At 33.3% G+C, this 22,920-nt stretch carries 30 protein-coding genes; 26 read left to right on the forward strand and 4 right to left on the reverse strand.

The window, feature by feature from the left end; translation table 11 throughout:
- The first annotated feature begins 342 nt into the window (after positions 1-342).
- The 26 genes from J6V67_RS05725 (at position 343) to J6V67_RS05850 (ending at position 20,510) form a co-directional block, all read left to right on the forward strand.
- Positions 343-1,371, forward strand: coding sequence for a cytochrome-c peroxidase (locus tag J6V67_RS05725; protein WP_291860035.1), 1,029 nt, complete (start codon positions 343-345; stop codon positions 1,369-1,371).
- A 197-nt stretch (positions 1,372-1,568) separates the two neighbouring features.
- Positions 1,569-1,877: a 50S ribosomal protein L21 gene (gene rplU / locus J6V67_RS05730; RefSeq protein WP_291860038.1), complete on the forward strand. Its 309-nt coding sequence runs from the start codon at positions 1,569-1,571 to the stop codon at positions 1,875-1,877.
- A 10-nt stretch (positions 1,878-1,887) separates the two neighbouring features.
- Positions 1,888-2,145 (forward strand): 50S ribosomal protein L27, encoded by a 258-nt coding sequence (gene rpmA / locus J6V67_RS05735; RefSeq protein ID WP_038455086.1) that lies wholly within the window; start codon positions 1,888-1,890, stop codon positions 2,143-2,145.
- Positions 2,146-2,219: 74 nt separating this feature from the next.
- Complete coding sequence (gene obgE, locus J6V67_RS05740) at positions 2,220-3,260, forward strand: GTPase ObgE (RefSeq protein WP_291860050.1); 1,041 nt, start codon at positions 2,220-2,222, stop codon at positions 3,258-3,260.
- Between the two features lie 68 nt (positions 3,261-3,328).
- The gene (proB, locus tag J6V67_RS05745) at positions 3,329-4,093 is read left to right on the forward strand and encodes a glutamate 5-kinase (protein ID WP_291860055.1); all 765 of its coding nucleotides are present in this window, start codon (positions 3,329-3,331) and stop codon (positions 4,091-4,093) included.
- Positions 4,090-5,004, forward strand: a complete 915-nt coding sequence (fmt, locus tag J6V67_RS05750; protein WP_291860058.1) for a methionyl-tRNA formyltransferase — start codon at positions 4,090-4,092, stop codon at positions 5,002-5,004. The genes proB and fmt overlap by 4 nt, the downstream gene beginning before the upstream one ends.
- Positions 4,979-5,617: a biotin--[acetyl-CoA-carboxylase] ligase gene (locus J6V67_RS05755; RefSeq protein WP_363316745.1), complete on the forward strand. Its 639-nt coding sequence runs from the start codon at positions 4,979-4,981 to the stop codon at positions 5,615-5,617. The genes fmt and J6V67_RS05755 overlap by 26 nt, the downstream gene beginning before the upstream one ends.
- On the forward strand, positions 5,614-6,396 hold the full coding sequence (locus J6V67_RS05760) for a ParA family protein (protein ID WP_086225049.1): 783 nt from the start codon (positions 5,614-5,616) through the stop codon (positions 6,394-6,396). The genes J6V67_RS05755 and J6V67_RS05760 overlap by 4 nt, the downstream gene beginning before the upstream one ends.
- 2 nt (positions 6,397-6,398) lie before the next feature.
- A complete protein-coding gene (locus J6V67_RS05765) occupies positions 6,399-7,235 on the forward strand; it encodes a ParB/RepB/Spo0J family partition protein (protein ID WP_086225050.1) in 837 nt (278 codons plus the stop codon).
- A 62-nt stretch (positions 7,236-7,297) separates the two neighbouring features.
- Complete coding sequence (locus J6V67_RS05770) at positions 7,298-7,720, forward strand: FoF1 ATP synthase subunit B' (RefSeq protein WP_291860064.1); 423 nt, start codon at positions 7,298-7,300, stop codon at positions 7,718-7,720.
- Between the two features lie 9 nt (positions 7,721-7,729).
- The gene (locus tag J6V67_RS05775; RefSeq protein WP_291860067.1) at positions 7,730-8,242 is read left to right on the forward strand and encodes a F0F1 ATP synthase subunit B; all 513 of its coding nucleotides are present in this window, start codon (positions 7,730-7,732) and stop codon (positions 8,240-8,242) included.
- Positions 8,243-8,776, forward strand: coding sequence for a F0F1 ATP synthase subunit delta (locus tag J6V67_RS05780; protein WP_291860070.1), 534 nt, complete (start codon positions 8,243-8,245; stop codon positions 8,774-8,776).
- A 14-nt stretch (positions 8,777-8,790) separates the two neighbouring features.
- On the forward strand, positions 8,791-10,308 hold the full coding sequence (gene atpA, locus J6V67_RS05785; RefSeq protein ID WP_086225054.1) for a F0F1 ATP synthase subunit alpha: 1,518 nt from the start codon (positions 8,791-8,793) through the stop codon (positions 10,306-10,308).
- Between the two features lie 9 nt (positions 10,309-10,317).
- Positions 10,318-11,205, forward strand: coding sequence for an ATP synthase F1 subunit gamma (atpG, locus tag J6V67_RS05790; RefSeq protein ID WP_291860072.1), 888 nt, complete (start codon positions 10,318-10,320; stop codon positions 11,203-11,205).
- A gap of 17 nt (positions 11,206-11,222) precedes the next feature.
- Positions 11,223-12,620, forward strand: coding sequence for a F0F1 ATP synthase subunit beta (gene atpD, locus J6V67_RS05795; protein ID WP_291860074.1), 1,398 nt, complete (start codon positions 11,223-11,225; stop codon positions 12,618-12,620).
- 17 nt (positions 12,621-12,637) lie between these two features.
- On the forward strand, positions 12,638-13,027 hold the full coding sequence (gene atpC, locus J6V67_RS05800; protein ID WP_291860076.1) for an ATP synthase F1 subunit epsilon: 390 nt from the start codon (positions 12,638-12,640) through the stop codon (positions 13,025-13,027).
- Positions 13,028-13,597 (forward strand): MotA/TolQ/ExbB proton channel family protein, encoded by a 570-nt coding sequence (locus J6V67_RS05805; protein ID WP_291860078.1) that lies wholly within the window; start codon positions 13,028-13,030, stop codon positions 13,595-13,597.
- Complete coding sequence (locus J6V67_RS05810) at positions 13,598-13,990, forward strand: biopolymer transporter ExbD (RefSeq protein WP_086225059.1); 393 nt, start codon at positions 13,598-13,600, stop codon at positions 13,988-13,990.
- Positions 13,990-14,763 carry a TonB C-terminal domain-containing protein gene (locus J6V67_RS05815; RefSeq protein WP_291860083.1) on the forward strand — a complete coding sequence of 258 codons (774 nt, stop codon included), beginning with the start codon at positions 13,990-13,992 and terminating at the stop codon, positions 14,761-14,763. Before J6V67_RS05810 ends, J6V67_RS05815 begins: the two co-directional genes overlap by 1 nt.
- Before the next feature lie 2 nt (positions 14,764-14,765).
- Complete coding sequence (tolB, locus tag J6V67_RS05820) at positions 14,766-16,025, forward strand: Tol-Pal system protein TolB (protein ID WP_291860086.1); 1,260 nt, start codon at positions 14,766-14,768, stop codon at positions 16,023-16,025.
- Positions 16,026-16,099: 74 nt separating this feature from the next.
- Entirely contained in the window at positions 16,100-16,582 is a 483-nt protein-coding gene (locus J6V67_RS05825; protein WP_086225062.1) for an OmpA family protein, read from the forward strand.
- 13 nt (positions 16,583-16,595) lie between these two features.
- Positions 16,596-17,513, forward strand: a complete 918-nt coding sequence (locus J6V67_RS05830) for a tetratricopeptide repeat protein (RefSeq protein WP_291860090.1) — start codon at positions 16,596-16,598, stop codon at positions 17,511-17,513.
- Between the two features lie 17 nt (positions 17,514-17,530).
- Positions 17,531-18,166, forward strand: a complete 636-nt coding sequence (locus J6V67_RS05835; RefSeq protein WP_291860092.1) for a peptidylprolyl isomerase — start codon at positions 17,531-17,533, stop codon at positions 18,164-18,166.
- A gap of 9 nt (positions 18,167-18,175) precedes the next feature.
- Positions 18,176-19,087, forward strand: coding sequence for an ACP S-malonyltransferase (gene fabD, locus J6V67_RS05840; RefSeq protein WP_291860095.1), 912 nt, complete (start codon positions 18,176-18,178; stop codon positions 19,085-19,087).
- Complete coding sequence (locus J6V67_RS05845) at positions 19,084-19,770, forward strand: 5'-methylthioadenosine/adenosylhomocysteine nucleosidase (RefSeq protein WP_291860098.1); 687 nt, start codon at positions 19,084-19,086, stop codon at positions 19,768-19,770. The genes fabD and J6V67_RS05845 overlap by 4 nt, the downstream gene beginning before the upstream one ends.
- Positions 19,767-20,510: a tRNA 2-thiocytidine biosynthesis TtcA family protein gene (locus J6V67_RS05850; protein WP_291860101.1), complete on the forward strand. Its 744-nt coding sequence runs from the start codon at positions 19,767-19,769 to the stop codon at positions 20,508-20,510. Before J6V67_RS05845 ends, J6V67_RS05850 begins: the two co-directional genes overlap by 4 nt.
- Positions 20,511-20,542: 32 nt before the next feature.
- On the opposite strand, the gene J6V67_RS05855 is transcribed toward J6V67_RS05850, so the two are convergent.
- The 4 genes from J6V67_RS05855 to J6V67_RS05870 form a co-directional block, all read right to left on the reverse strand.
- Positions 20,543-20,983, reverse strand: coding sequence for a hypothetical protein (locus J6V67_RS05855; RefSeq protein WP_291860104.1), 441 nt, complete (start codon positions 20,981-20,983; stop codon positions 20,543-20,545).
- Between the two features lie 10 nt (positions 20,984-20,993).
- Positions 20,994-21,449: a nitrous oxide reductase accessory protein NosL gene (locus J6V67_RS05860; RefSeq protein ID WP_291860106.1), complete on the reverse strand. Its 456-nt coding sequence runs from the start codon at positions 21,447-21,449 to the stop codon at positions 20,994-20,996.
- Positions 21,446-22,273: an ABC transporter permease gene (locus J6V67_RS05865; protein WP_291860109.1), complete on the reverse strand. Its 828-nt coding sequence runs from the start codon at positions 22,271-22,273 to the stop codon at positions 21,446-21,448. Before J6V67_RS05865 ends, J6V67_RS05860 begins: the two co-directional genes overlap by 4 nt.
- A 2-nt stretch (positions 22,274-22,275) precedes the next feature.
- On the reverse strand, positions 22,276-22,920 hold a 645-nt coding region (locus tag J6V67_RS05870; RefSeq protein WP_367205774.1), incomplete at its 5' end, for an ATP-binding cassette domain-containing protein.

Raw genomic sequence — 22,920 nt, forward strand, 5'->3', positions numbered from 1 at the left:
AATTTTTAGGACGGTTTTAAGAATTTAGATTAAATTTTTGGTATTTTAGTAGGATAGAATTTACTAATGGTAACATTTTTACAATTTTATTTAATTTTTTTATTATAAATTTTTATTATAAATTTAGTTAAAAATATTTAAACAGTTGAGTTGATACTACCTTTTAAGCACTATTTTACCAATATAAAAAGATTAAATTTATCTTAACTAAAATAAGTAAAATTTATATTTTATGAAAATCGGTATAAATAATTTAAATTTGCAAATTATAAAATTTATTTCTATTTAATTTTAATTATTATAACATTTGACACAAATTAAATTTTCTTAAGGGGTTTTGTTATGAAAAAAACATTACTTTTAGGTTCTGTATTAGTTGCTACATCTGTATTTGCTGCTAGTGATGCTGATCTTTTAAAAGCTGCTAAAGATGCTGGTCTTAAAGCTCTTCCAACAACACAAGCTCAAGTTGATGCAGTATTAAAAGATTTAGGTGTAAAACCAAACAAATTCACAGAAGCAAAAGCTGAATTAGGTAAAAAACTTTACTTTGAACCACGTCTATCAAAAAGTGGCGTAATTAGCTGTAACACATGTCATAATTTAGGTTTAGGTGGTACTGATGGTGTTGCTGCTGCTGTAGGTCACAAATGGACAGTAAACCCACATCACCTAAATAGCCCAACAGTTTATAACTCAGTATTAAATACAACACAATTTTGGGATGGTCGTGCTATGACTTTAGTAGACCAAGCAAAAGGCCCAATCGAAGCTGAACCAGAAATGGCAACTCCAGCTAAGCTCGCAGTTGAAAGAATTGGCTCACTTCCTGAGTATCAAGCTGAATTCAAAAAAATCTATAAAGATGGTGTAACATTTGATAATATAGCTGATGCGATTGCAAGCTTTGAAAGAACTCTTCTTACTCCATCTAAATTTGATAAATTTATGAATGGTGATTTAAAAGCATTAAATAAAGATCAAAAAGCTGGTCTAAAAACATTTATCGACAAAGGCTGTGCAACTTGCCACACTGGCGTAAATCTTGGTGGTTCAATGCAAGCATTTGAAGTAGCTGGTAAATACAAATTTGCTAACCTAGGTGACTTTAAAGGTGATGCAAATGGTATGGTTAAAACTCCAACTCTAAGAAATATCACTGAAACTGCTCCATACTTCCACAATGGTGCAATTTGGAAACTTGAAGAGGCTGTAAAAGAGATGGGAAGCGTTCAGCTTGGTATTGATATTAGTGATGCCGAAGCAAAAAGCATTATTAGCTTCTTAAATGCACTAACTGGCGAAAAACCAAAAATCGTTTATCCACAATTCCCAGTTAGCACAGAAGCTACTCCAAAACCAGAGCTATAATTTAGCAACCGCCCGTTTGGGCGGGTTTTATCTTAAGTTTATTCCAAATTTTATCTCGAGTTTTATTCAAGTTTTAGTAAAAATTTATCTAAATTTTAGTATAATCACGCCTTAATAGCCAAAAAAGCCCCATAAATTTTTTAGCTTTTGGTCTAAGAATGCTTTTTGGTCTTACCAAATTTATAAAGGATAGTTTGATGTATGCAATTATCAAACATGGCGGAAAACAGTATAAAGTTAGCGAAGGCGACTTCCTAAATTTAGACCATTTTAGCGCCGAAGCAAAATCAAGTGTCGAAATTACTGAAGTTCTAGCAGTAAATGATGGCAGTTTAAAGGTAGGTGCGCCGTTTGTAAGTGGTGCAAAAGTTGTTTTAGAAGTAGTATGCGAAGGTAAAGATAAAAAAGTTATTATCTATAAAAAACGCAGAAGAAAAGACTCAAAATTAAAACGTGGTTTCCGTAGAGAATATACTCGCGTAAAAGTTACAAGCATCAAAGCCTAAGGAGTAAAGTATGGCACACAAGAAAGGTCAAGGATCTACCCAGAATAACCGTGATAGTATTGGTCGCCGTTTAGGTGTTAAAAAATTCGGTGGTGAGTTCGTAAGAGCTGGAAATATCATCATTCGCCAAAGAGGTACTGCTACTCACCCAGGCAATAATGTAGGTATGGGTAAAGACCATACTATATTTGCATTGGTTGATGGTTTTGTAAAATTTGAAAGAAAAGATAAAGATAGAAAAAAAGTTTCTGTCTATCCAGCTGCTTAATTTAAGCCCCATTTAAGGGGCTTACTCTTTAATTAATTTATTCCTCATAGCCTTTAGATACAAGGATATCCAAAATGTTTATAGATAGTGCAAGTTTTACTGTAAGTAGTGGTAAAGGTGGGCCAGGTTGTGCTAGTTTTCGTCGTGAAAAGCATGTTCCGCTAGGTGGGCCAGATGGTGGCGATGGCGGAAATGGAGGTGACGTATATTTTATAGTTGATAATAATACTCATACTTTAGCAAACTATAAAGGCAAAAGAGTTTTAAAAGCTGCAAATAGCGTACCTGGACTTCCAAGAAATATGACTGGCAAAAAGGGTGAGAACCTTGAATTAATTGTACCTCCAGGAACTGCTGTGTATGATAATGATAGTGGCGAGTTGTTACTAGACCTTACAACTGAAGGTCAAAGGGAGTTATTTTTAGTTGGTGGAAAGGGTGGTCTTGGTAATATTCACTTTAAAACAAGTGTAAATCAAGCACCTTCAAAGGCTCAGCCAGGACTTCCAGGAGAGACTAAAAATATTAGACTCGAGCTAAAGCTAATTGCTGATGTTGGTCTTGTTGGTTTTCCAAATGTAGGTAAATCTACTCTTATCTCAGCCGTATCAAATGCTAAGCCTCAGATTGCAAATTATGAATTTACCACACTTACACCAAAATTAGGTCTTGTTGAAGTTGATCAGTTTAATGGATTTGTAATGGCTGATATCCCAGGCATTATAGAAGGAGCTAGTGATGGCAAAGGGCTTGGAATTAAGTTTTTAAAACATATTGAAAGAACTAAAGTCTTGCTATATATGATAGATTTAGCAAATTATAGAAGTCTTGAAGAGCAGTTTGAAACTCTAAGATCTGAAGTTGAAAAATTTTCACCTTTACTTGCTAAAAGACGTTTTGCTATCGCACTTACTAGAGCTGATGTAGTTGAAGAAATTGATGAGAAAGTGCAAAGTTTTATATCTAAATTTGGTTTTGAAGCTAAGCAAAGTGGATATAAAATCGATACTTCGCTTCCATATTTTGTAATGCCAATTTCAAGTGTTAGCGGAGAAAATATAAAAGAGCTTAAATTTGGTCTTTTAGAGATTTTAAAAGATGATGCTACAGCCTAAAATCAGGCGATAAATTTAGATAAATTTCGATATAATTCTAGCCCTAAATAATCATAAAAAGGGCTAGAGTGAAACGCATAGTTATAAAAGTCGGCTCACATGTTTTAAGTGATGAGAGTTCGATTAGTCAAAGTAGAATAGATAATCTTTGTGAATTTTTAAGCGATTTAAGTAGTAGATTTGAGGTTATACTAGTTAGTAGCGGTGCAATTAGTGCTGGTCAAGCTAAGCTTGATCTACCAAGAACAAGTGTGGTAAATAAACAAATTTTATCTAGTCTTGGTCAGCCATATTTGATGGAAATTTACTCTAATTCTTTATTAAAGCATGGTAAAATGGCAGCTCAAATTTTGCTTACAGCTGGCGATTTTGACTCTAGAAAGATTACACATCATGCTAAAAATGTAATTAATGGATTACTTAAAAATAAAATTTTACCAATTATAAACGAAAATGACTCTACAGGAATTAGTGAGATAGTTTATGGTGACAATGATAGATTATCAAGTGCGGTGGCGTACTATTTTGATGCTGATTTATTAGTGATATTAAGTGATATAGATGGTTATTATACAGCCGATCCAAGTCTAGATAAAACTGCTACGATAAGATCAGTAGTAACTAATATCGATCAATCTGAATTAACTAAAAATTCGCAAACAGGCTCTAAACACGGTACAGGCGGAATCACTACAAAACTATTAGCAGCTGATTTTTTAATGCAAAATGGGAAAGATATGTTTTTAGCTAGCGGATTTGATCTTAGCGTAGCAAGAGAATTTTTACTAAACTCCAATCAAATTGGCGGTACAATTTTTAAAGGTAAAAAATGAAAAATATAGTTTTTATGGGAACTCCAAGTTATGCTAGTAAGATTTTAGAAGAGATTTATAAGGCTAAATTTAATATTCTTGCTATCTATACTCAGCCTGATAAACCAGTAGGAAGAAGCCAAATTCTAACTCCACCAGATGTAAAAAAATTAGCTATTGATTTAGGAATTCAAGATATAGTTCATCAGCCAAATTCCTTAAGAGAAACTGGGGTTAAAGAGCATATTAAATCACTAAATCCTGATATCATTATCGTAGCAGCTTATGGACAGATTTTGCCACGTGATATTTTAGATATTGCGCCATGTGTCAATTTGCATGCATCTATTTTACCAGCATATCGTGGTGCATCTCCTATACAATCAGCTATTTTAGATAAAAATAATCTAAGCGGAGTTACAGCTATGGCGATGAATGAAGGGCTTGATAGTGGTGATATTTTAGCATTTAGTATTCTTGATATTACTAATATGAACTCATATGAGTTATTTAATAAACTAAGCATAATGGCAGCAAATTTGACTATTAAAGTATTAAATGAGTATAAAAATATTAATCCAATTAAGCAGTTTGATGCTCTTAGTTCAAAGTGTAAAAAGATAAAAAAAGATGATGGTCTAGTTGATTTTAGTGTTGATAGTGCTGGTCAAATTTGGGCAAAATTTTTAGCATATTATGGATGGCCAGGGATTTTTACTAAAAATGGAATAAAAATTTTAGATATAGAAGTAGCAAATTTAAATGGTGGAATTGGCGAAATTTTATCTATTAATGATAATGGTTTTGTAGTTGGTGTAAATAATGGAAGTATTTTAATAAAAACACTACAAGCAGCTGGCAAAAAACCAGTTGATGCAAAAAGTTATTTAAATGGCAAAAGGCTAGGTGTTGGAGATAGAGTATATTTGTGAGTGTCAATCGACACAAACTAAACTAATTGAAGATATAAAATCATTTAAAAAATATCCTCCGTGTGCTATAGTGGCTGATTTTCAAAGTCATGGCATAGGAAGTAGAGCAAATAGCTGGCAAAGTCCAAAAGGCAATTTATACTTAAGCTTTGCAATAGATGCCAAGGATCTGCCAAGCGACTTAGAACCAGCATCTGCAAGTATATATTTTGCCTATATTTTAGTCTTGGCACTTAGAGAAAAAGGCTCAAAATTATGGCTAAAATGGCCAAATGATATTTATCTAGGCGAGCATAAAATTGCAGGTATCATTACGACAAAAATTAAGAGCGTATATGTATGTGGAATAGGGCTAAATTTAAAAAGTGCTCCTAGCTTTGCTAAGTGCCTAGATATAGAGCTTAGTAGGGATTTTATACTAGATTTGTATTTTAAAAGTTTAAATGCTAAGCCGCAATGGAAGCAAATTTTTAGCAAATATTTGATAGAATTTGAATTGTCAAAGAATTTTTGTGTCCATATAGATGAGAAGCCAGTGAGCTTAAGCGGTGCTACATTGCAAAGCGATGGCTCGATAATAATAAATAATAAAAGGGTGTATTCAGCAAGATGAGTGAGGTTATAACCATTGCCAACCAAAAAGGTGGCGTAGGAAAGACTACTACAGCTGTCAATTTAGCAGCTTCGTTGGCTGTGGCTGAGAAGAGAGTTTTGCTACTTGATATTGATCCACAAGCTAATGCGACGACTGGGCTAGGCTTTAAAAGAAGTGATTACGAATTTAATATTTACCATGTTTTAACTGGTAGAAAAAATATCAGCGAGATAATATTAAAAACAGAGCTGCAAATGCTTGATATTGCCCCATCAAATATTGGGCTAGTTGGTATTGAGCAGGAATTTAACGAGCAAAATCGTGACTATAAAAATATTTTAAAAAGCAAGCTAGCAACCATCCGTGATAGCTATGATTATATAATAATCGATAGCCCACCAACGCTTGGGATTTTAACAATTAATGCGCTAACTGCTAGTGATAGCGTTATTATTCCGATTCAATGCGAGTTTTATGCTATGGAGGGTTTAGCACAGATTTTTAACACTGTAAAAGTGATAAAAGAGACAACAAATCCAAAATTAGCCATCAAAGGATTCTTGCCTACGATGTATAGTTCGCAAAATAATCTCTCTAAAGAGACAGTTGCTGATTTGAAAAAACACTTTAGTAATAAGCTATTTAAGGCTGAAAACTGTGAAGATGGGTTTGTCATAATTCCTAGAAATGTTAAATTAGCTGAGAGTCCAAGCTTTGGCAAGCCAGTTATTTTATATGATATAAAATCTAGTGGTTCTTTAGCCTATCAAAAATTAGCTCATTCGATAATGGGGTAAATATGGCACTTGGTAGAGGATTAGACTCCATCTTAGGTGATGTTGAGCAAGCATATAATAAAGAATTACACAAAGAGTTAGTAGCTGATATTGAAATTGATAGAATTGAGCCAAATCCGTTTCAGCCTAGACGAAATTTTAGCGATGAATCATTAAGAGAACTTAGTCAAAGTATCGAGCGTCACGGACTAATTCAGCCAATTATTGTTATTAGAAAGGGTGATAATTTTACACTGATTGCCGGCGAAAGGCGCTTAAGGGCTACTAAACTTTTAGGAGAGGATAAAATCAAAGCAATCGTCGCAAATATCGGCGATAAAAATCTAAGAGAATTAGCGCTAATTGAGAATATCCAAAGAGAAAATTTAAGCCCAATTGAACTAGCAAATGCATATCAAGAGCTAATTAATGAATATAAAATTACCCAAGAGGCTTTAGCGTCTATTGTTAAAAAAAGCAGAACGCAAATAACCAATACTCTAAGACTTTTAGGGCTTGATGAACATACTAAAGAGTTAATAGATGAGGGTAAAATTACTCAAGGTCATGCTAAGATTATGGTTGGTCTAAATAAAGATAATCAAAAACTAGTAGCTGATAGTATAATGGGGCAAAAGCTTAGCGTAAGAGATACTGAAAATTTAGTAAAAAGACTTAAAAATAGCAATCAAAGCAGACCAAGGATAGATTTTGAGGATAGAAAAAATTTAAATTTGCTTAAAGATTTAATTGAAGAACTTGGAATAAAATGTAAAATAAACGGGCAAAAAATTACTTTAAATTTAAATGATAGTAAAAAAATCGATAATATGATAAAAATAATTCAAAAAATTCAGTAGAATTTATTTTTTAATATTGTAAAATACTCGATTAGTTTAATGAAATTACATAAGGAGAACCGATGCTACATATAGATCCGCCGTTGTTGCTGATTACATTAGTGATCTTTTTAGGGCTTATCTTTGTGCTAAATTCCATTCTCTACAAGCCTTTGCTTGGTTTCATTGATGATAGAAATAAATCTATCAAAAATGATGAAGAGAGCGTTAGTAAAAATGCTAGCGATACTGGAAATTACGAAGCCCAAATAGAGAAGATCATAGGTGATGCTAGAGCTGAAGCGCAAGCTAAAAAGCATGCTGCTTTAAGTGAAGCTAAAGAGAGAGCAGCTACTAAAGTTGCTATCAAAAAAGAGAGTTTAGAAGCTGATTTTGACAGCTTTATGGCTGGACTTGCCGATAGAAAAGCTGAGTTAAAATCTAATTTAACCGCTAAAATTCCAGAATTAAAAAGTACCCTTGCTGGTTCTTTATCAAAAATGTAGGAGATTTGTATGAATATTAAATTTATCCTATTATTAGCAGCTCCAATGTTTGCTTTTGGTGCTGGCAGTGGAAGCGGTGAGTATGATATCATTCCTAGGGTGATTAACTTTGTTATATTCTTTTCTATACTCTACTACCTAATAGCTAAGCCAGTTAAAGCTGCATATCATGGCAGAATTAACGCTATTGCAAATAGATTAAACGCTATTCAAGAGAAGCTAAAAGCCTCAAATGCTAAAAAAGAAGAGGCTGCTAAAAAGGTAGAAAATGCTAAAGTTATAGCAAATGACTTAACTCAAGCTATTAAAAAAGAGATAGAAATCATGTTAGTTAAGATAGAAAAAGATACTCAAAATGAGATTGCTATCTTAGAAAAAAGTTATGAAGAACAAAAAGACTTTGAAGAAAGAAAGCTTGTTAGAGCCGTAGTTAGCGAAGTTTTAGATGAGCTATTTGCAAGTGATGCTATGAAAATAGATCAAAATGAGCTTATCAATCTTATTATGAAAAAGGTGAGCTAAATGAGAGAAATAGTAGCCAAAAAATATGTAAAAGCACTAATTTTAGCTTTAGACGCTGATGAATTTAATATAGTAAGTGACGAGATTAGTAAGTTAGCTGCTGCGTTTGGCCTAGATAAATTTAACTACATAATAGATTCGCCAATCATTGATGCGAAGTCTAAAGTTGAGTTTTTGCTAACTTTAGTTAATGATAATAAAAATGAAAAACTTGCTAATTTCTTAATGCTTTTAAGTCATAGAGGTAGATTGCATTTAATTCCAGAAATTGCAAGAGAATTTGAGTATCAAAAAGCTTTAAGAGATGGTAAATTTAAAGGTTTAATCTCTGGAAATATCGAATTAAGCGAAGCTCAAAAGAGCGAGTTAGAGCAGAAATTTTCTAAGAAATTTGATGTAAATGTTGAATTTCAAACTGTAAAAAACGAATTTAATGGTATTAAAATTGAGATTGACGATTTAGGTGTTGAAGTTAGTTTTTCAATCGATAGATTAAAAGCTCAAATGAGCGAATATATATTAAAAGTAATTTAATAAGGAGTAAAAGCGTGAGTGTTAAGTTAAAAGCTGATGAGATTAGCAGTATCATCAAAGAACGCATAGAAAACTTTGATCTTAGCGTTAATATTGAAGAGACTGGCAAGGTTATATCAGTCGCTGATGGCGTGGCAAATGTTTATGGTCTTAAAAATGTCATGGCTGGCGAGATGGTTGAATTTGAAAATGGTCAAAAAGGTATGGCGCTAAACCTAGAAGAGAGCAGCGTTGGTGTTGTTGTTTTGGGTGGTTGTAATGATATTAAAGAAGGAAGTAGCGTAAAAAGACTTGGTAGACTTCTTAGAGTTCCAGTAGGTGATGCACTTATTGGTCGTGTTGTAAATGCCTTAGGAGAGCCAATTGATGGTAAAGGTACAATTGATGCTACTGAGACTAGATTTATTGAAGAAAAAGCTAAAGGCATTATGGCTAGAAAATCTGTTCATGAGCCACTTCAAACAGGTATTAAAGCAATTGATGCTCTTGTGCCAATTGGTAGAGGTCAAAGAGAGCTTATTATTGGCGACCGTCAAACTGGTAAAACTACAGTTGCAACTGATACAATTATCAACCAAAAAGGTCAAGATGTAATTTGTATTTATGTAGCAATTGGTCAAAAACAATCAACTGTTGCTCAAGTTGTTAAAAAGCTTGAAGAGTATGGTGCAATGGATTATACAATCGTAGTAAATGCAAGTGCTAGCGATGCAGCTGCTTTACAATATTTAGCACCATATGCTGGTGTAACAATGGGTGAATATTTCCGTGATAATTCTCGTCATGCGCTCATTATTTATGATGATTTAAGCAAACACGCTGTTGCATATCGTGAGATGTCACTTATTCTTCGCCGTCCACCAGGTCGTGAAGCTTATCCAGGCGATGTATTCTATCTACACTCAAGACTACTTGAAAGGGCAAGTAAGCTAAGTGATAAACTAGGAGCGGGAAGCTTAACAGCACTACCTATTATTGAGACTCAAGCTGGCGACGTTTCTGCATATATTCCAACCAATGTTATCTCTATTACAGATGGTCAAATTTTCCTTGAGAGTGATCTATTTAACTCAGGTATTCGCCCAGCAATTAATGTTGGTCTATCTGTATCTCGTGTTGGCGGTGCTGCACAAATTAAAGCTATCAAAAAAGTATCTGGTACTCTAAGACTAGACCTAGCTCAATACCGTGAATTACAAGCATTTGCTCAATTTGCAAGCGATCTAGATGAGAGTAGTCGTAAGCAATTAGAGCGTGGTCAAAGAATGGTTGAAGTTCTAAAACAACCACCATACAGCCCGCTTCCAGTTGAAAATCAAGTTGTAATTATTTTTGCAGGAAGCAATGGATATTTAGATGATCTTCCAGTATCTGCTGTTACTAAATTTGAAGCTGAGCTTTATCCATATATCGAGGCTAAATACCCAGATATTTTTGAACAAATTCGTAACAAAAAAGCGCTTGATAAAGATATCGAAGAGGCACTAGATAAAGCATTAAATGAATTTAAAGCAATATTTAGCGCTGAATAAGGCTAAAATATGTCAAATTTAAAGGATATTAAAAGAAAGATCAAGAGCGTACAAAACACGCAAAAAACAACAAAAGCGATGAAGCTCGTCTCTACTGCAAAATTAAAAAAAGCAGAAGAGGCAGCTCGCCATTCTCGTGTTTATGCTCTAAAGATCAATGAGGTCTTAAGCGAGATAGCTTATGAGATTAATAAGTTTAAAATCGTTGGCGAAGGTAATAAATTTTTTGACACAGAGGCTAAGGTAGAAAAGGTTGATATAATTTTTGTTACTGCTGATAAAGGTCTTTGTGGAGGTTTTAATATCTCAACTATTAAAGCTGTAAGAAATATGATAGATGAGTTTAAATCTAAAAAAGTTAAAGTTCGCTTAAGAGCTGTGGGTAAAAAAGGTATTGAATTTTTCAATTTCCAAGGTATTGAGATTTTAGAAAGTTACCGTGGCGTAAGTTCAGCACCTACATATGAGAAAGCTCAAGAGGTTATTAAAGTAGCTATTGATGATTTTTTAGCTGGAGTAACTGATAAAGTTATTTTAGTTCATAATGGCTATAAAAATATGATTTCTCAAGAACTAAGGGTAAATACAGTAGTTCCAGTTGAACCACCAGTGATTGAAGATAATCAATTGCATAGTTCACTTATGGACTTTGAGCCAGAACATGATGAGAGAATACTCGATGAGCTTATGAGAAAGTATTTTGAGTATAGTATGTATTATGCTCTTATTGACTCTTTGGCAGCTGAACATAGTGCTAGAATGCAGGCTATGGATAATGCAACAAATAATGCTAAAGCTAGAGTAAAAGAGTTAAATCTTGCCTATAATAAAGCAAGACAAGAGAGTATCACAACAGAGCTTATAGAGATTATAAGTGGCGTTGAGAGTATGAAGTAAATTTATAAGGAGTAATAATGAAAGGTGTAATTAGCCAAGTTATGGGTCCTGTAGTTGATGTTGATTTCAAAGACTACTTACCTAAAATTAACGAAGCTATTGAAGTAAATTTTACTGTTGAAGGTAATACGCATAAGCTAGTATTAGAAACTGCTGCACATCTAGGAGATAATAGAGTTAGAACAATTGCTATGGATATGAGTGAGGGTTTAACTCGTGGTCTAGAGGCTACGGCTTTAGGCGCGCCTATTAGTGTACCTGTTGGTGAAAAAGTTCTTGGTAGAATTTTTAATGTTGTAGGCGATTTAATAGACGAAGGTGCTGAAGAAAAATTTGACAATAGATGGTCTATCCATAGAGATCCGCCTCCGTTTGAAGAGCAAAGCACAAAAAGTGAAATCTTTGAAACTGGTATTAAAGTTGTTGACCTTCTAGCTCCATATGCAAAAGGTGGTAAGGTAGGTCTATTTGGTGGTGCTGGCGTTGGTAAAACAGTTATTATTATGGAACTTATTCATAATGTTGCATTTAAACATAGTGGTTACTCAGTATTTGCTGGTGTTGGTGAGAGAACTCGTGAAGGTAACGACCTTTATAATGAAATGAAAGAATCGGGCGTTTTAGATAAAGTTGCCCTATGCTATGGTCAAATGAACGAGCCACCAGGGGCAAGAAACAGAATTGCTTTAACTGGTCTAACAATGGCTGAGTATTTCCGTGATGAGATGGGACTAGATGTTCTTATGTTTATCGATAATATCTTTAGATTCTCTCAATCAGGTTCAGAAATGTCAGCACTTCTTGGACGTATTCCAAGTGCGGTTGGTTATCAACCTACACTTGCTAGTGAAATGGGTAAATTGCAAGAGAGAATTACATCAACTAAAAAAGGTTCTATTACATCAGTTCAAGCTGTTTATGTACCTGCAGATGACCTTACTGACCCAGCTCCTGCGACTGTTTTTGCTCACCTTGATGCTACTACAGTTCTTAATAGAGCCATTGCTGAAAAAGGTATTTATCCAGCAGTTGACCCACTAGATTCAACATCTAGAATGCTAGATCCACAAATTTTAGGCGAAGAACATTATAGAATTGCTCGTGGCGTTCAAGCGGTATTGCAAAAATATAAAGACTTGCAAGATATCATTGCGATTTTAGGTATGGATGAGCTAAGCGAAGAAGATAAATTAACTGTCGATAGAGCTAGAAAAATTGAAAAATATCTATCTCAGCCATTCTTCGTTGCAGAAGTATTTACAGGTAGTCCTGGTAAATATGTAAGTCTAGAAGAGACAATCGCTGGATTTAAAGGTATATTAGAAGGTAAATATGACCACCTACCTGAAAATGCATTTTACATGGTAGGAAATATTGATGAGGCTATCGCTAAAGCTGAAAAGATGAAAGCGTAAGCTAAAAAGGAAGCTATATGAATACAATACATTTAGAAATAGTCACCCCAGAAGGGCTAATATTTTCTAATGATGCTAAAATGGTAGTCCTTCCTGGTGCAGATGGCGAGTTTGGCGTTTTGCCAGGCCACGCCTCTTTGGTTTCCTTGCTTAAAATTGGCGTAGTAGATATAGAAAATCTAGATGGAAGTCATGACGCAGTTGCTATTGATTGGGGCTATGCTAAGATCGATGAAAACAAAATTAGCATCTTAGTTGATGGTGCTGTACATGTAAGTGGCAATAGTGAAAGTGAGATTGCTAAATCTATAGAAAACGCTAAAGCTCTTGTAAGAAAAATGCATGATAACAATGGAATCTTAGCTACTGCATTATCTAAGATTGATAGTTCAGTAAGGGTTAGATAAGTGGAGTCTATAGAGCTTCTTATAAGTTATCTATCTAAAAGTAGCTTGGTGACAATCGTCGTTCTTGCGTGGTTGTCACTCTACTTTGTTATTAGTTTTACTATTTTATTCTCAAGATATAATGGGCTTAATCGCTGGATTAAAAAAGAGAAGCAATCTTTGGAGGCGATCTTACTTGGAAATAAGCTTGAAAATACAGATTCAGTTTTAAAAAAATGCCCACAATCAAATTTAAGCAAAGAACGTCTAGAAGTCTTTATATCGCTAGCTCAAACCAACTCCACAAGTGGCCTTACAACTCTTGCAATTATCGCATCTACTTCGCCATTTATAGGGCTTTTTGGGACTGTTATTAGTATATTAGAGACATTTGCAGCACTTGGTCAAGGTAGCGGTGCAGCATCTCTTTCAGTTATTGCGCCAGCTATTTCAGAAGCTTTAGTTGCTACTGGTTGTGGAATATTTGTAGCTATTCCAGCTTATAGTTTTAATCTATTGATTAAACGTAAAGCTTATGAATTAATAAGTCTTATACAAAGAGAAACAAATTTATTGCTTAGTAGTAAATAGATGATAAATTTTGATGAAAATCCAGAATTAAATATTACCCCTTTAGTTGATATTATGCTGGTGCTATTAGCGATTTTAATGGTAACAACACCAGCTATTATTTATGAAGAACAAATTAGTTTGCCAGATGGTTCAAAATCTAAAGTATTAAGCCAAGAGTTAAAAAGTTTAACAGTTAGAATTGATAGCCAAAGACAGGTATATATTGATCAATCTAAAATGTCTTTAAATGAGCTTAGTGATAATTTAGTATTATTATCTAAAAAGTATGACAAAAATTCACCAGTATATATAAAAGCTGATAAGAGGCTTATATATGATGATGTTATGTTTGTTTTAAAAAGCATGAAAAATGCAGGTTTTTCTAAGGTTGCCTTAGAAACAAATGGTTAATGAATAGCAAATTCGGAATTTCATATAACACTACAGGCGCTTTTTGGTGTTCTGTAATATTATATTTTTTCATTATATTTTTTATATTTTTTAAACTCAGTAGATATGAAGAGAGCATAAAATATACAAATGATAAAGACGCATTTATGGATGTTTTTGTTGTGGAATCAGATATTAGCCAAAGCATTAAAGCGCCCGAGCAAAATGAACAAAAAATAGAAGAATCTATAATTAAAAAGCAAATAGAACCACCTTTAGAATTAAAACAAGAGACAACAAATAAAAATATTGTATCGCAAGAACAAGATAAACCAAGCGTAAATTTAAGTGATCTTTTTAGCGAGGCTGCACCTATAGATATTACTCCTCAGACAACTCAAGCAGTTCAAAGCAATGCTAAAAGTGAGCCAAAATCTAATTCAAAAAGTGCAGCTGATATTATCGCTTCACTCCAAAAAGATATAGATAAAAAAGCACCAAAATCATCAATGACAGGCGTGTATAATAAATATATGGGTGATATAGTAGAGATTATTCAAAATAGATGGGTGCGCTACAAAGCAGATACAAACAATAACGCTAAAGTTAAAATTATTATAGATAAATTTGGAAAACTAAGCTATCATATAGACGAGTATTCATTAAATAGTGCATTTAATAGCAAGGTTAGGGAGTTTTTAGAGCAGTTAAAGGCTATAGATTTTCCAATTTCGCCTAGTAAAGATGTTACTGTATTGGATATAAATTTAATTGATTTAATAGAAACGGAGTAAAGGTGAAAAAGATATTTTTGTTATTTATGATCTGTATTGGGTTAATAGCTGCAGATGGTAGAGTTGATATTGTAAATAAGGGGCTTGTATTGCCAAAAATTATAGTTCAAGATGCTACGCAAAATTTTGGCAATAGAGCATTGCAAGATAAATTTTTTAAGCTTATCGTAGGAGATTTAAAGGTTGGTTCAGCATTTGAGGTCTTAGATGGGTATTATACTAGTGATTTTAATGATAGCGCAATCCTTACTAGTGAGCAAAATGCTGATCTGATATACAGATATGCTCTAACTCAGTTAGGCAATCAATTAAGTCTAAAAGTTAAGGTATTAAATGCTAAAAATAATCAGATAAGATTTAGTGGTGAGTATATCCAAAGCGTGGATAAATTTCCATTTTTAGCGCATAAAAGTATTGTAGAACTTGCTAGAAATCTAAATTTATCTCCAATTGAGTGGATGGATAAATCTATTATATTCTCTCAATACACAACACCTGGTAAGAGCAATATTGTAGTAGCAGATTATACGCTTACATATCAAAAAATTATAATTAGCGGTGGATTAAATATCTTTCCAAAATGGGCAAATGATGATCAAAGTGCTTTTTATTACACATCTTATGTAAATTTAACTCCGACTCTTTTTAAATTTGATTTACATACTAAACAAAAGAGTAAAATTACTCAAAGTAGCGGTATGATTGTAGCAAGTGATGTTAGTCGTGATGGTACTAAATTACTTTTAACAATGGCACCAAATGATCAAAGCGATATCTATCTATATGATATATTTACTAAAAACTTAAAACGAATTACTACATTTAGCGGAATTGATGTTAATGGCAATTTTGTAGATAATGATACCAAGGTAGTGTTTGTCAGTGATAGAATGGGATATCCAAATATATTTTCTACTAGTCTTGATGGTAATGGGTTAGTTGAACAGATGGTATTCCATGGTAAAAATAATAACTCAATTAGTACTTTTGATAATTATGTGGTATATTCAAGTCGTGAGAGTGCAAATGAATATGAGCAAAAGACTTTTAATTTATATTTAATTTCAACAAAAAGTGACTATATTAGACAACTTACAGCAGGCGGGGTTAATACTTATCCAAGATTTTCTAGTGATGGTGGAAGTATTGTATTTATCAAAAATATTAATGGAAGTAGTTTGGTTGGAATTATTAGGGTTCATGAAAACCGCAGTTTTCAGTTCCCTTTAAAAATTGGTAAATTACAGTCAATTGATTGGTAATAAATATTAAATTTATATCTAAAATTTGAATATTTATGCTATAATTCGCCCAAAATTTTTTAAAAAGGAATGAGATGAAAAAATTAGTCCTAGTTTCTACTGTTGCTGCGGCTCTATTTATGGCTGGTTGTAGCTCAAAATCTCCAGAGGTAGATATGAGTGCAGACGCAAATAAAGCTAATCAAGGCGTTATCAGCGCTGCTGAAAGATTAAATTCATTACAAGCTCAAGTTCAAAATGTATATTTTGATTTTGATAAATTTAGCATTCGTCCAGATATGCAAAGCGTAATTAATCAAAACGCTTCTATTTTTAATCAAGCTGGCAACTACAAAGTAATGGTAGAAGGCAACTGTGATGAGTGGGGTAGTGATGAGTATAACTACGCTTTAGGCGTAAAAAGAGCAAAAGCTGCTAAAGATGCTTTAATAGCACAAGGTATCGCTGCAGATAGAATCGAAATTACCAGCAATGGTGAGAGCAAACCTGTATGTACTGAAAAAACAAAATCTTGCGATGCTCAAAATCGTCGTGATGAATTTAGACTACTTCCATAATTTTATCTAATAAATGAAAAAATTTATCCATGTTGCAGCCGTTTTGGCTGCAACTTCTATATTTGCTGAAGTTTCAGTATTCGATGCAGGTAATATAAATAAAGAAAATCCATATGGCCTTACAGAAAATGAAAAGGTTTTATTAAATAATAAAAAAAAGGTAGATAGACTAGATCAAAATATAGGTTCAATGCAATCTGATGTGGCTCTAGCTCAGGAGAATATCGAAGGTGTTAAAAGCCTTTTAGATGGTATAAATCAGCGAATTTTAGCAATTGAAAGCAGAGTAACTCAGCTAGAAAATAGCCTAAATTTGCAAAAAACTACTACCGCTAAAGATATATCAAATTTAAAATCACAGATCAAAGCACACAAAACTAAGTATGATGAAGATGTTAAAAATATTACTATAGCACTTGGTGAGCTAACTGCTTTAATAGATAGCAAACATCAAGAGACTTCAACTGCTCAGCCAAAAGCTCAAACCAAATCTGAAGATAAAAAAGCTGTAAACAAAGAGGTTAAAGAGCAAACATCTCAAAATAAAGAGACAAAATCAAATTTAAAACTTGATGATATGCCAGCTTCTGAGATTTTAATAATGGCTGATAAGGCCTATAAAGCTAAGGAATATAAAAAAGCTAGTGAGTGTTTCACTCATTTAATTAGTAAAAACTATAAGCCAGCCTACTCAAATTTTATGCTTGGCGAGATTGAATATTTTAACAAAAGTTATAAAACTGCCGTGCCATATTATGAAAAAAGCGTAGCAATTAGCCAAAAGGGTAATTATATGCCAAAGTTATTATATCATACGGCAATCAGTTTTGATAAGATAGGCGATACAAAAAGTGCTAATAAATTTTATAAAGCATTAAAACAAGCCTATCCAGATAGCGCAGAGGCAAAGGCTGCACCAGATAGAAAATAAATTATTAGGAGAGATATATGTCAAAAGTTATTAAAATGTTTTATGAATTAAAAGATGCAAATAGTGGCGAACTTTTAGAGTCAAATATCGGTGGTCAAGAAATTGCATTTGTAAGTGGTAAAAATCAAGTTTTAGATGCGCTTGAAAACGGTGTTTTAAATTTAGAAGTTGGTCAAAAAGCTACAATCAAAATTCCAGCTAGTCAAGGTGTAGGTGAGTATGATGAAAATGCTTTACAAGTACTACCTAAAGAGCAGTTTGCAGGTATTGATTTAAATATTGGTATGGAGCTTTTTGGTGAGGGCGAAGATGGTAGTACAGTTCGTGTAACTGTAAAAGCTATTGGTGAAAATGATGTTACAGTAGATTTTAACCATCCATATGCCGGTAAAGATTTAGAATTTAATGTTCAAATTACAGAAAATAGAGATGCTGATGCTGATGAGGAATTAACAGGTGTTGTAGCTATGCCTCATGTATGTGGCTGCGGTGGTCACGATCATGGACATGGACATCACCATGGCCATGGTGGTTGCGGAGGTCATGGCGGCTGCGGCGGTCACGGCCATCATCATCATGATGATGAAGATGAGTGTTGCAATGGTGCTCACCATGATGAAAATGGCGGCGGATGCTGCGGTAAACACCACTAAGAGTTTGATATGAAAGTTGCATTTATTTTCCCTGGCCAAGGCTCACAAAGTGTTGGTATGGGGCAAGAAATATATAATGAATTTGGTGTTGCTAAGGAGCTATTAGATAGCGCTAGTCAACATTGCGGGATTGATTTTAAATCTTTGCTTTTTGAGCCAAATGATAAGCTTGGTGAGTCTGAATTTACTCAACCAGCAATTGTGTTAAACTCATTAATGTGCTTTGAGGCATTTAAGAGTCAATTAAATTTAAAACCAGAATTTAGTTTTGGTCACTCTTTAGGTGAGTTTAGCGCACTTAGTGTAAGTGGGGCTTTAAAACCACTTGAAGCTATAAAACTAGTAAATTTGCGTGGTAAATTTATGACTCAAGATTGCTCAGGAATAGGTGCTGGAATGATGGTTGTACTAGGTTTGAGTAATGAAAAAGTTGAAGAGATCTGCAAAAATAGTAATAAGCAAATTTGGGCGGCAAATTATAACTGCGATGGTCAAATTGTAGTAGCTGGTATTAGGAGCGATCTTGAGGCTACTATAGAGGAGTTTAAATCTGCTGGAGCTAAAAGAGCAATGCTGCTTGATATGAGTGTAGCAAGTCACTGCCCTTTACTTTACAATGCTAGCGTAAAGCTTGCCAATGAGCTTGAGAGTTTCTTAAGTAATGAGTTTTTGCCAGTAATTTCAAATGTTACTGCTAAGGCTTATACTACCAAACAAGAGGCTTTAGAATTATTAAAACTTCAATTAACTAGTCCAGTTTTATATCAAAATAGTGTAAAAAATTATGTTGATGAGATTGATTGTTTTATTGAATTTGGTGCAAGTGTACTAAAAGGAATGAATAAAAAAATTTGCGATAAACCAACATATAGTATTACAAATTTAAACTCATTAAATGAGACTTTAGAGGCGTTAAAATGAAGATTGCTATTCTTGGAGCAATGAGTGAAGAGATCGAGTTTTTGCTAAAAGCTATTGGTGATTATCAAAAGATCGATTATGCTAGGAATTCTTTTTATAAAGCACAATATGGTAATAACGAATTAGTCATAGCTTATTCAAAGATTGGTAAAGTCAATGCAGCTTTGACAGCGGCGGTTTTAATTGAAAAATTTGGCTGTGAAAAGTTGATATTTACAGGTGTTGCCGGCGCTTTAAATGATAGCTTGAAAATTGGCGATATGCTATATGCTACTACTACAGTTCAACATGATTTAGATATCACTGCTTTTGGGCATCCATATGGATATGTGCCTGGAATCAATATTTTTGAAAATAGTGATGAGATGCTAAATAGTGTAGCTAAAAAAGTAGCTAATTCTTTAGGCTTGAATTTAGTTGGTGGAGTAGTCGCTACTGGGGATCAATTTATCTGCAATGAAGAGAAAAAAGAGTGGATAAAATCAACTTTTAAAGCTGATGCTGTAGAGATGGAGGGCGCAAGCGTAGCTCAGGTTTGCGCTGCTCTTGATGTTGGCTTTTGTATGCTTAGGGCTATTAGCGATGAAGCTGGTGGTAAAGCAGAGGTTGATTTTGATACATTTTTAGTGGAAGCAGCAGATAAATCTGCTAAGTTTGTCTTAGAAATGGTGAAAAATATATGATAGAACTAAGCAAAAAACTAATCAGACAAGTTGGTCAAACCAATGCTAAATATAAGATGTTTGAAAAGGGTGATAAGATTTTGCTAGGCTTAAGTGGTGGTAAAGATAGTCTTAGTTTAGCGCATATTCTTAAGCATTTTCAAAATGTAACTCCTGATAAATTTGAATTTGAAGCTGTAACGTTAAGTTATGGAATGGGTGAGGATTATGGCTATTTAACTAAGCATTGCGAGGCTCATGGGATTAAGCATAGCGTTATTGATAGTTCTATATTTGAGATTAGCAAAGATAAAATTCGCAAAAATTCAAGTTTTTGTAGTTTTTTTAGTCGCATGAGACGAGGATATCTCTATACATATGCACTAGCTAATGGATTTAATAAGCTTGCTATTGGCCACCATTTAGATGATGCTGCAGAGAGTTTTTTTATGAATTTCACATATAATGGTGCTATGCGAACCTTAGCGCCAAAATATACTGCTAAAAATGGCATTGTAGTAATTAGGCCGCTTATTAATGTACGTGAGCGTCAATTGCGTGATAATGCTACTAGAAATGAGCTTAGAGTGATTGGCGATGAGGCATGCCCGGCTATGAGATTTGATGTCAAAATGCCGCATGCAAGGGCTGAAACTAAAGAGCTTTTAGCTACTTTAGAAAAGCAAAATCCAAAGCTATTTGTAAGCCTACAAGCAGCTTTTGAAAATATTCATATTGATACATTTTTTAAAATTGATTAATGGTCAAATAGCTAAAAAGCTATTTGGCTAATTTAACTTTTTAAATCAAAATCTATATAAATTCCAAGTTGTTTATCTCCATCATAAAGCTCTAAACGATAATTCATCACCTCTACTACACATGAGCTTAGCACAACAGTTCCCATATATAGATTACCACGATTTTCTAAATTTGCTTTTATGGTTCCCATATCCATATTTAAACCATAAATTCTAGCATTGAGATTTTTATATTTACTGTTTAGGCCGCTAATTTTAAGTGTAAGTGGCGCCATTGCCTCAAGCGGTCTAGGATAAAATGAAAATTCAATCTTATCTTCATTATGATTTATGCTACAATTTTGTGAATTTAAATCACAGGTTATATTTGATTCAGCAGTTATTTTTTGAGCTGGATTATCAGTATAATTCATAATAAAAGCAAACACTCCACCAGCAATAACTGCACTTAAAACAAATAAAATTTTATTCATCCTTAATCCCTTAATCTAGATAATCAATCAATTTTTTATTAATTTTACTAAATTCAAAAATTCTACTAGCTGAGTTTTGATTGGCAAATTCCTTAGCATCATTAAGGTTTCCAAATGGTATTAAATCATCTCCGCTAAAGCTTACCACACGGCTACCAAAGACATAAAATGCCTCTGTCGCTTCAATAAGTTCTTTAGTTTTATAGTCAGTAACATACATCTTTTTAAGTGGTACAACCTCTTTGGGTTTGCTTGTATAAAAGTAGTAAAACATCTGCTTAGCTGAGCTAAATAGCACCTTTTTGCCATTTTTATACTCAAGTACAGCTATCCAATCAGGATATTTAAAAACATCTATAAATTTAATCGGACAAGTAGAGTTTGTATCTTTAAAAAACTCATTATCTTTTAAATTTGCACCAAAAACTATACCGGCACAAAGAGCTAACAATACAATCTTTTTCATACTAAATCCTTCTTAGAAAATGAAATATATCCAGCTATTATGCATATAATACCAAGAAGTGTTGGATATAGTGCTGAGTATATTAAGAAATTGATTTTGCCAAATCCATCTAAAATAAAATAAGCTGCTGGGCCAATAACGGCTAAATTTGGATCAAATAGGCTAATTGCTGCGATTCTAAATACTTGCATAGGATTTGCTAATGAGATAGAGTAGATAATATTTTCATTGACTGAGCTTTGCATCATTAGACCTATTAATGCAAGATCTAAAAATGCTAACAAAAATAGCCAAAATAAAAATGAAAACCCAAGTCCAAGTTCGCTACTTTTAATAAGACTTGAGATTAAAAATCCAAATGATAAAAAAGCAAAAGATAATACTAAAAGTAGTATAGTATAGTAAAAAAATACTCCCCATGGGATATCTACATTTTTAAAAATAGCTATAATTAATGATAAAATAAGAGCTATAAATATAGGCAAAAAGACTGTAAATGCTCTTCCTAAAGCTTTGCCAAAATAGTACTCTTTTAGTGATACTGGAAAACTAAGAAGATATTCTAAGGCCCCAGTTTCTCTATCTGAGTTTATACTTCTTACGGTTGTAATGAGAATGAATATAGGCAGGATTATTATGCAAATTTGAATAAATAGCAAAAGCATTCTAGTAAGTCCACTAAATCCAGCAACTCTGCTATCAACAACTCCTGTTACAAAAAATATCGCAATTAACCCAGCAAAGGTAAATAGATAAAAGAAAAACCATTTTGAAGCAAATGTCTCTCTTATATCAATTTTTGCTATTAAAATCAAATTTTTCACTATTATACCTCACTATCTTTAATTATATTGCCTAAGTCCATCTCAATAACACGATTTACTATACCTTGGACCTCACTTACTCTGTGAGAGATAAATATAAGGGTGTGAGATTGGAATTTGGATTTTAATATATTGATAAATTTCTCTCTAGCATCAGGATCTAGATTAGCAGTAGGTTCATCAAACATTATAATTTTTGAATCTCTTGCAAGAGCTAAAGCGATTAAAACCTTTTGCTTCATACCGCCTGAGAGCTTATAAAATGGCTTTTTATGCTCTTTTTCATAGCTTAAATCTAGCTCTTTTAAATAGTTTATTATATTATTTAAATCCGTTTTGGTTGAGCTTATGCAGTACTCACATAACTGAGCAACACTAAGTCTAAGAGGCGGAGGAGTTTGCGGGACAAAGCTTAGATATTTTAGAGCATTTTTTCTATCTTTGATTGGGTTTATTTCATCTATAAATATAGAACCATTATCGCAAATTAACTCGCCTAATATCGCTTTCATTAAAGTGGATTTTCCAGCTCCATTTTGCCCCATTATAAGAACTTTTTGGCCATTATTGATGGTTAAATTTATATCATTTAGTATAGTTTGTGAGCCAAATTTTTTAGTAATATTTTCTATTTTTATCAATCTTAA

It is taken from the genome of Campylobacter sp. (assembly GCF_017646085.1).
GTDB lineage: Bacteria > Campylobacterota > Campylobacteria > Campylobacterales > Campylobacteraceae > Campylobacter.

What these genes read in the sequence shown, in the direction of transcription:
- J6V67_RS05810 (WP_086225059.1), top strand. Translation starts at nt 13,598, where the DNA reads ATGATAAATTTTGATGAAAATCCAGAATTAAATATTACCCCTTTAGTT.
- obgE (WP_291860050.1), top strand. Translation starts at nt 2,220, where the DNA reads ATGTTTATAGATAGTGCAAGTTTTACTGTAAGTAGTGGTAAAGGTGGG.
- atpG (WP_291860072.1), top strand. Translation starts at nt 10,318, where the DNA reads ATGTCAAATTTAAAGGATATTAAAAGAAAGATCAAGAGCGTACAAAAC.
- atpC (WP_291860076.1), top strand. Translation starts at nt 12,638, where the DNA reads ATGAATACAATACATTTAGAAATAGTCACCCCAGAAGGGCTAATATTT.
- J6V67_RS05835 (WP_291860092.1), top strand. Translation starts at nt 17,531, where the DNA reads ATGTCAAAAGTTATTAAAATGTTTTATGAATTAAAAGATGCAAATAGT.
- atpD (WP_291860074.1), top strand. Translation starts at nt 11,223, where the DNA reads ATGAAAGGTGTAATTAGCCAAGTTATGGGTCCTGTAGTTGATGTTGAT.
- rplU (WP_291860038.1), top strand. Translation starts at nt 1,569, where the DNA reads ATGTATGCAATTATCAAACATGGCGGAAAACAGTATAAAGTTAGCGAA.
- J6V67_RS05860 (WP_291860106.1), bottom strand. Translation starts at nt 21,449, where the DNA reads ATGAAAAAGATTGTATTGTTAGCTCTTTGTGCCGGTATAGTTTTTGGT.
- J6V67_RS05825 (WP_086225062.1), top strand. Translation starts at nt 16,100, where the DNA reads ATGAAAAAATTAGTCCTAGTTTCTACTGTTGCTGCGGCTCTATTTATG.
- J6V67_RS05765 (WP_086225050.1), top strand. Translation starts at nt 6,399, where the DNA reads ATGGCACTTGGTAGAGGATTAGACTCCATCTTAGGTGATGTTGAGCAA.
- J6V67_RS05725 (WP_291860035.1), top strand. Translation starts at nt 343, where the DNA reads ATGAAAAAAACATTACTTTTAGGTTCTGTATTAGTTGCTACATCTGTA.
- J6V67_RS05855 (WP_291860104.1), bottom strand. Translation starts at nt 20,983, where the DNA reads ATGAATAAAATTTTATTTGTTTTAAGTGCAGTTATTGCTGGTGGAGTG.
- J6V67_RS05830 (WP_291860090.1), top strand. Translation starts at nt 16,596, where the DNA reads ATGAAAAAATTTATCCATGTTGCAGCCGTTTTGGCTGCAACTTCTATA.
- J6V67_RS05780 (WP_291860070.1), top strand. Translation starts at nt 8,243, where the DNA reads ATGAGAGAAATAGTAGCCAAAAAATATGTAAAAGCACTAATTTTAGCT.
- J6V67_RS05760 (WP_086225049.1), top strand. Translation starts at nt 5,614, where the DNA reads ATGAGTGAGGTTATAACCATTGCCAACCAAAAAGGTGGCGTAGGAAAG.
- J6V67_RS05770 (WP_291860064.1), top strand. Translation starts at nt 7,298, where the DNA reads ATGCTACATATAGATCCGCCGTTGTTGCTGATTACATTAGTGATCTTT.
- fabD (WP_291860095.1), top strand. Translation starts at nt 18,176, where the DNA reads ATGAAAGTTGCATTTATTTTCCCTGGCCAAGGCTCACAAAGTGTTGGT.
- rpmA (WP_038455086.1), top strand. Translation starts at nt 1,888, where the DNA reads ATGGCACACAAGAAAGGTCAAGGATCTACCCAGAATAACCGTGATAGT.
- fmt (WP_291860058.1), top strand. Translation starts at nt 4,090, where the DNA reads ATGAAAAATATAGTTTTTATGGGAACTCCAAGTTATGCTAGTAAGATT.
- J6V67_RS05775 (WP_291860067.1), top strand. Translation starts at nt 7,730, where the DNA reads ATGAATATTAAATTTATCCTATTATTAGCAGCTCCAATGTTTGCTTTT.
- J6V67_RS05845 (WP_291860098.1), top strand. Translation starts at nt 19,084, where the DNA reads ATGAAGATTGCTATTCTTGGAGCAATGAGTGAAGAGATCGAGTTTTTG.
- J6V67_RS05850 (WP_291860101.1), top strand. Translation starts at nt 19,767, where the DNA reads ATGATAGAACTAAGCAAAAAACTAATCAGACAAGTTGGTCAAACCAAT.
- J6V67_RS05815 (WP_291860083.1), top strand. Translation starts at nt 13,990, where the DNA reads ATGAATAGCAAATTCGGAATTTCATATAACACTACAGGCGCTTTTTGG.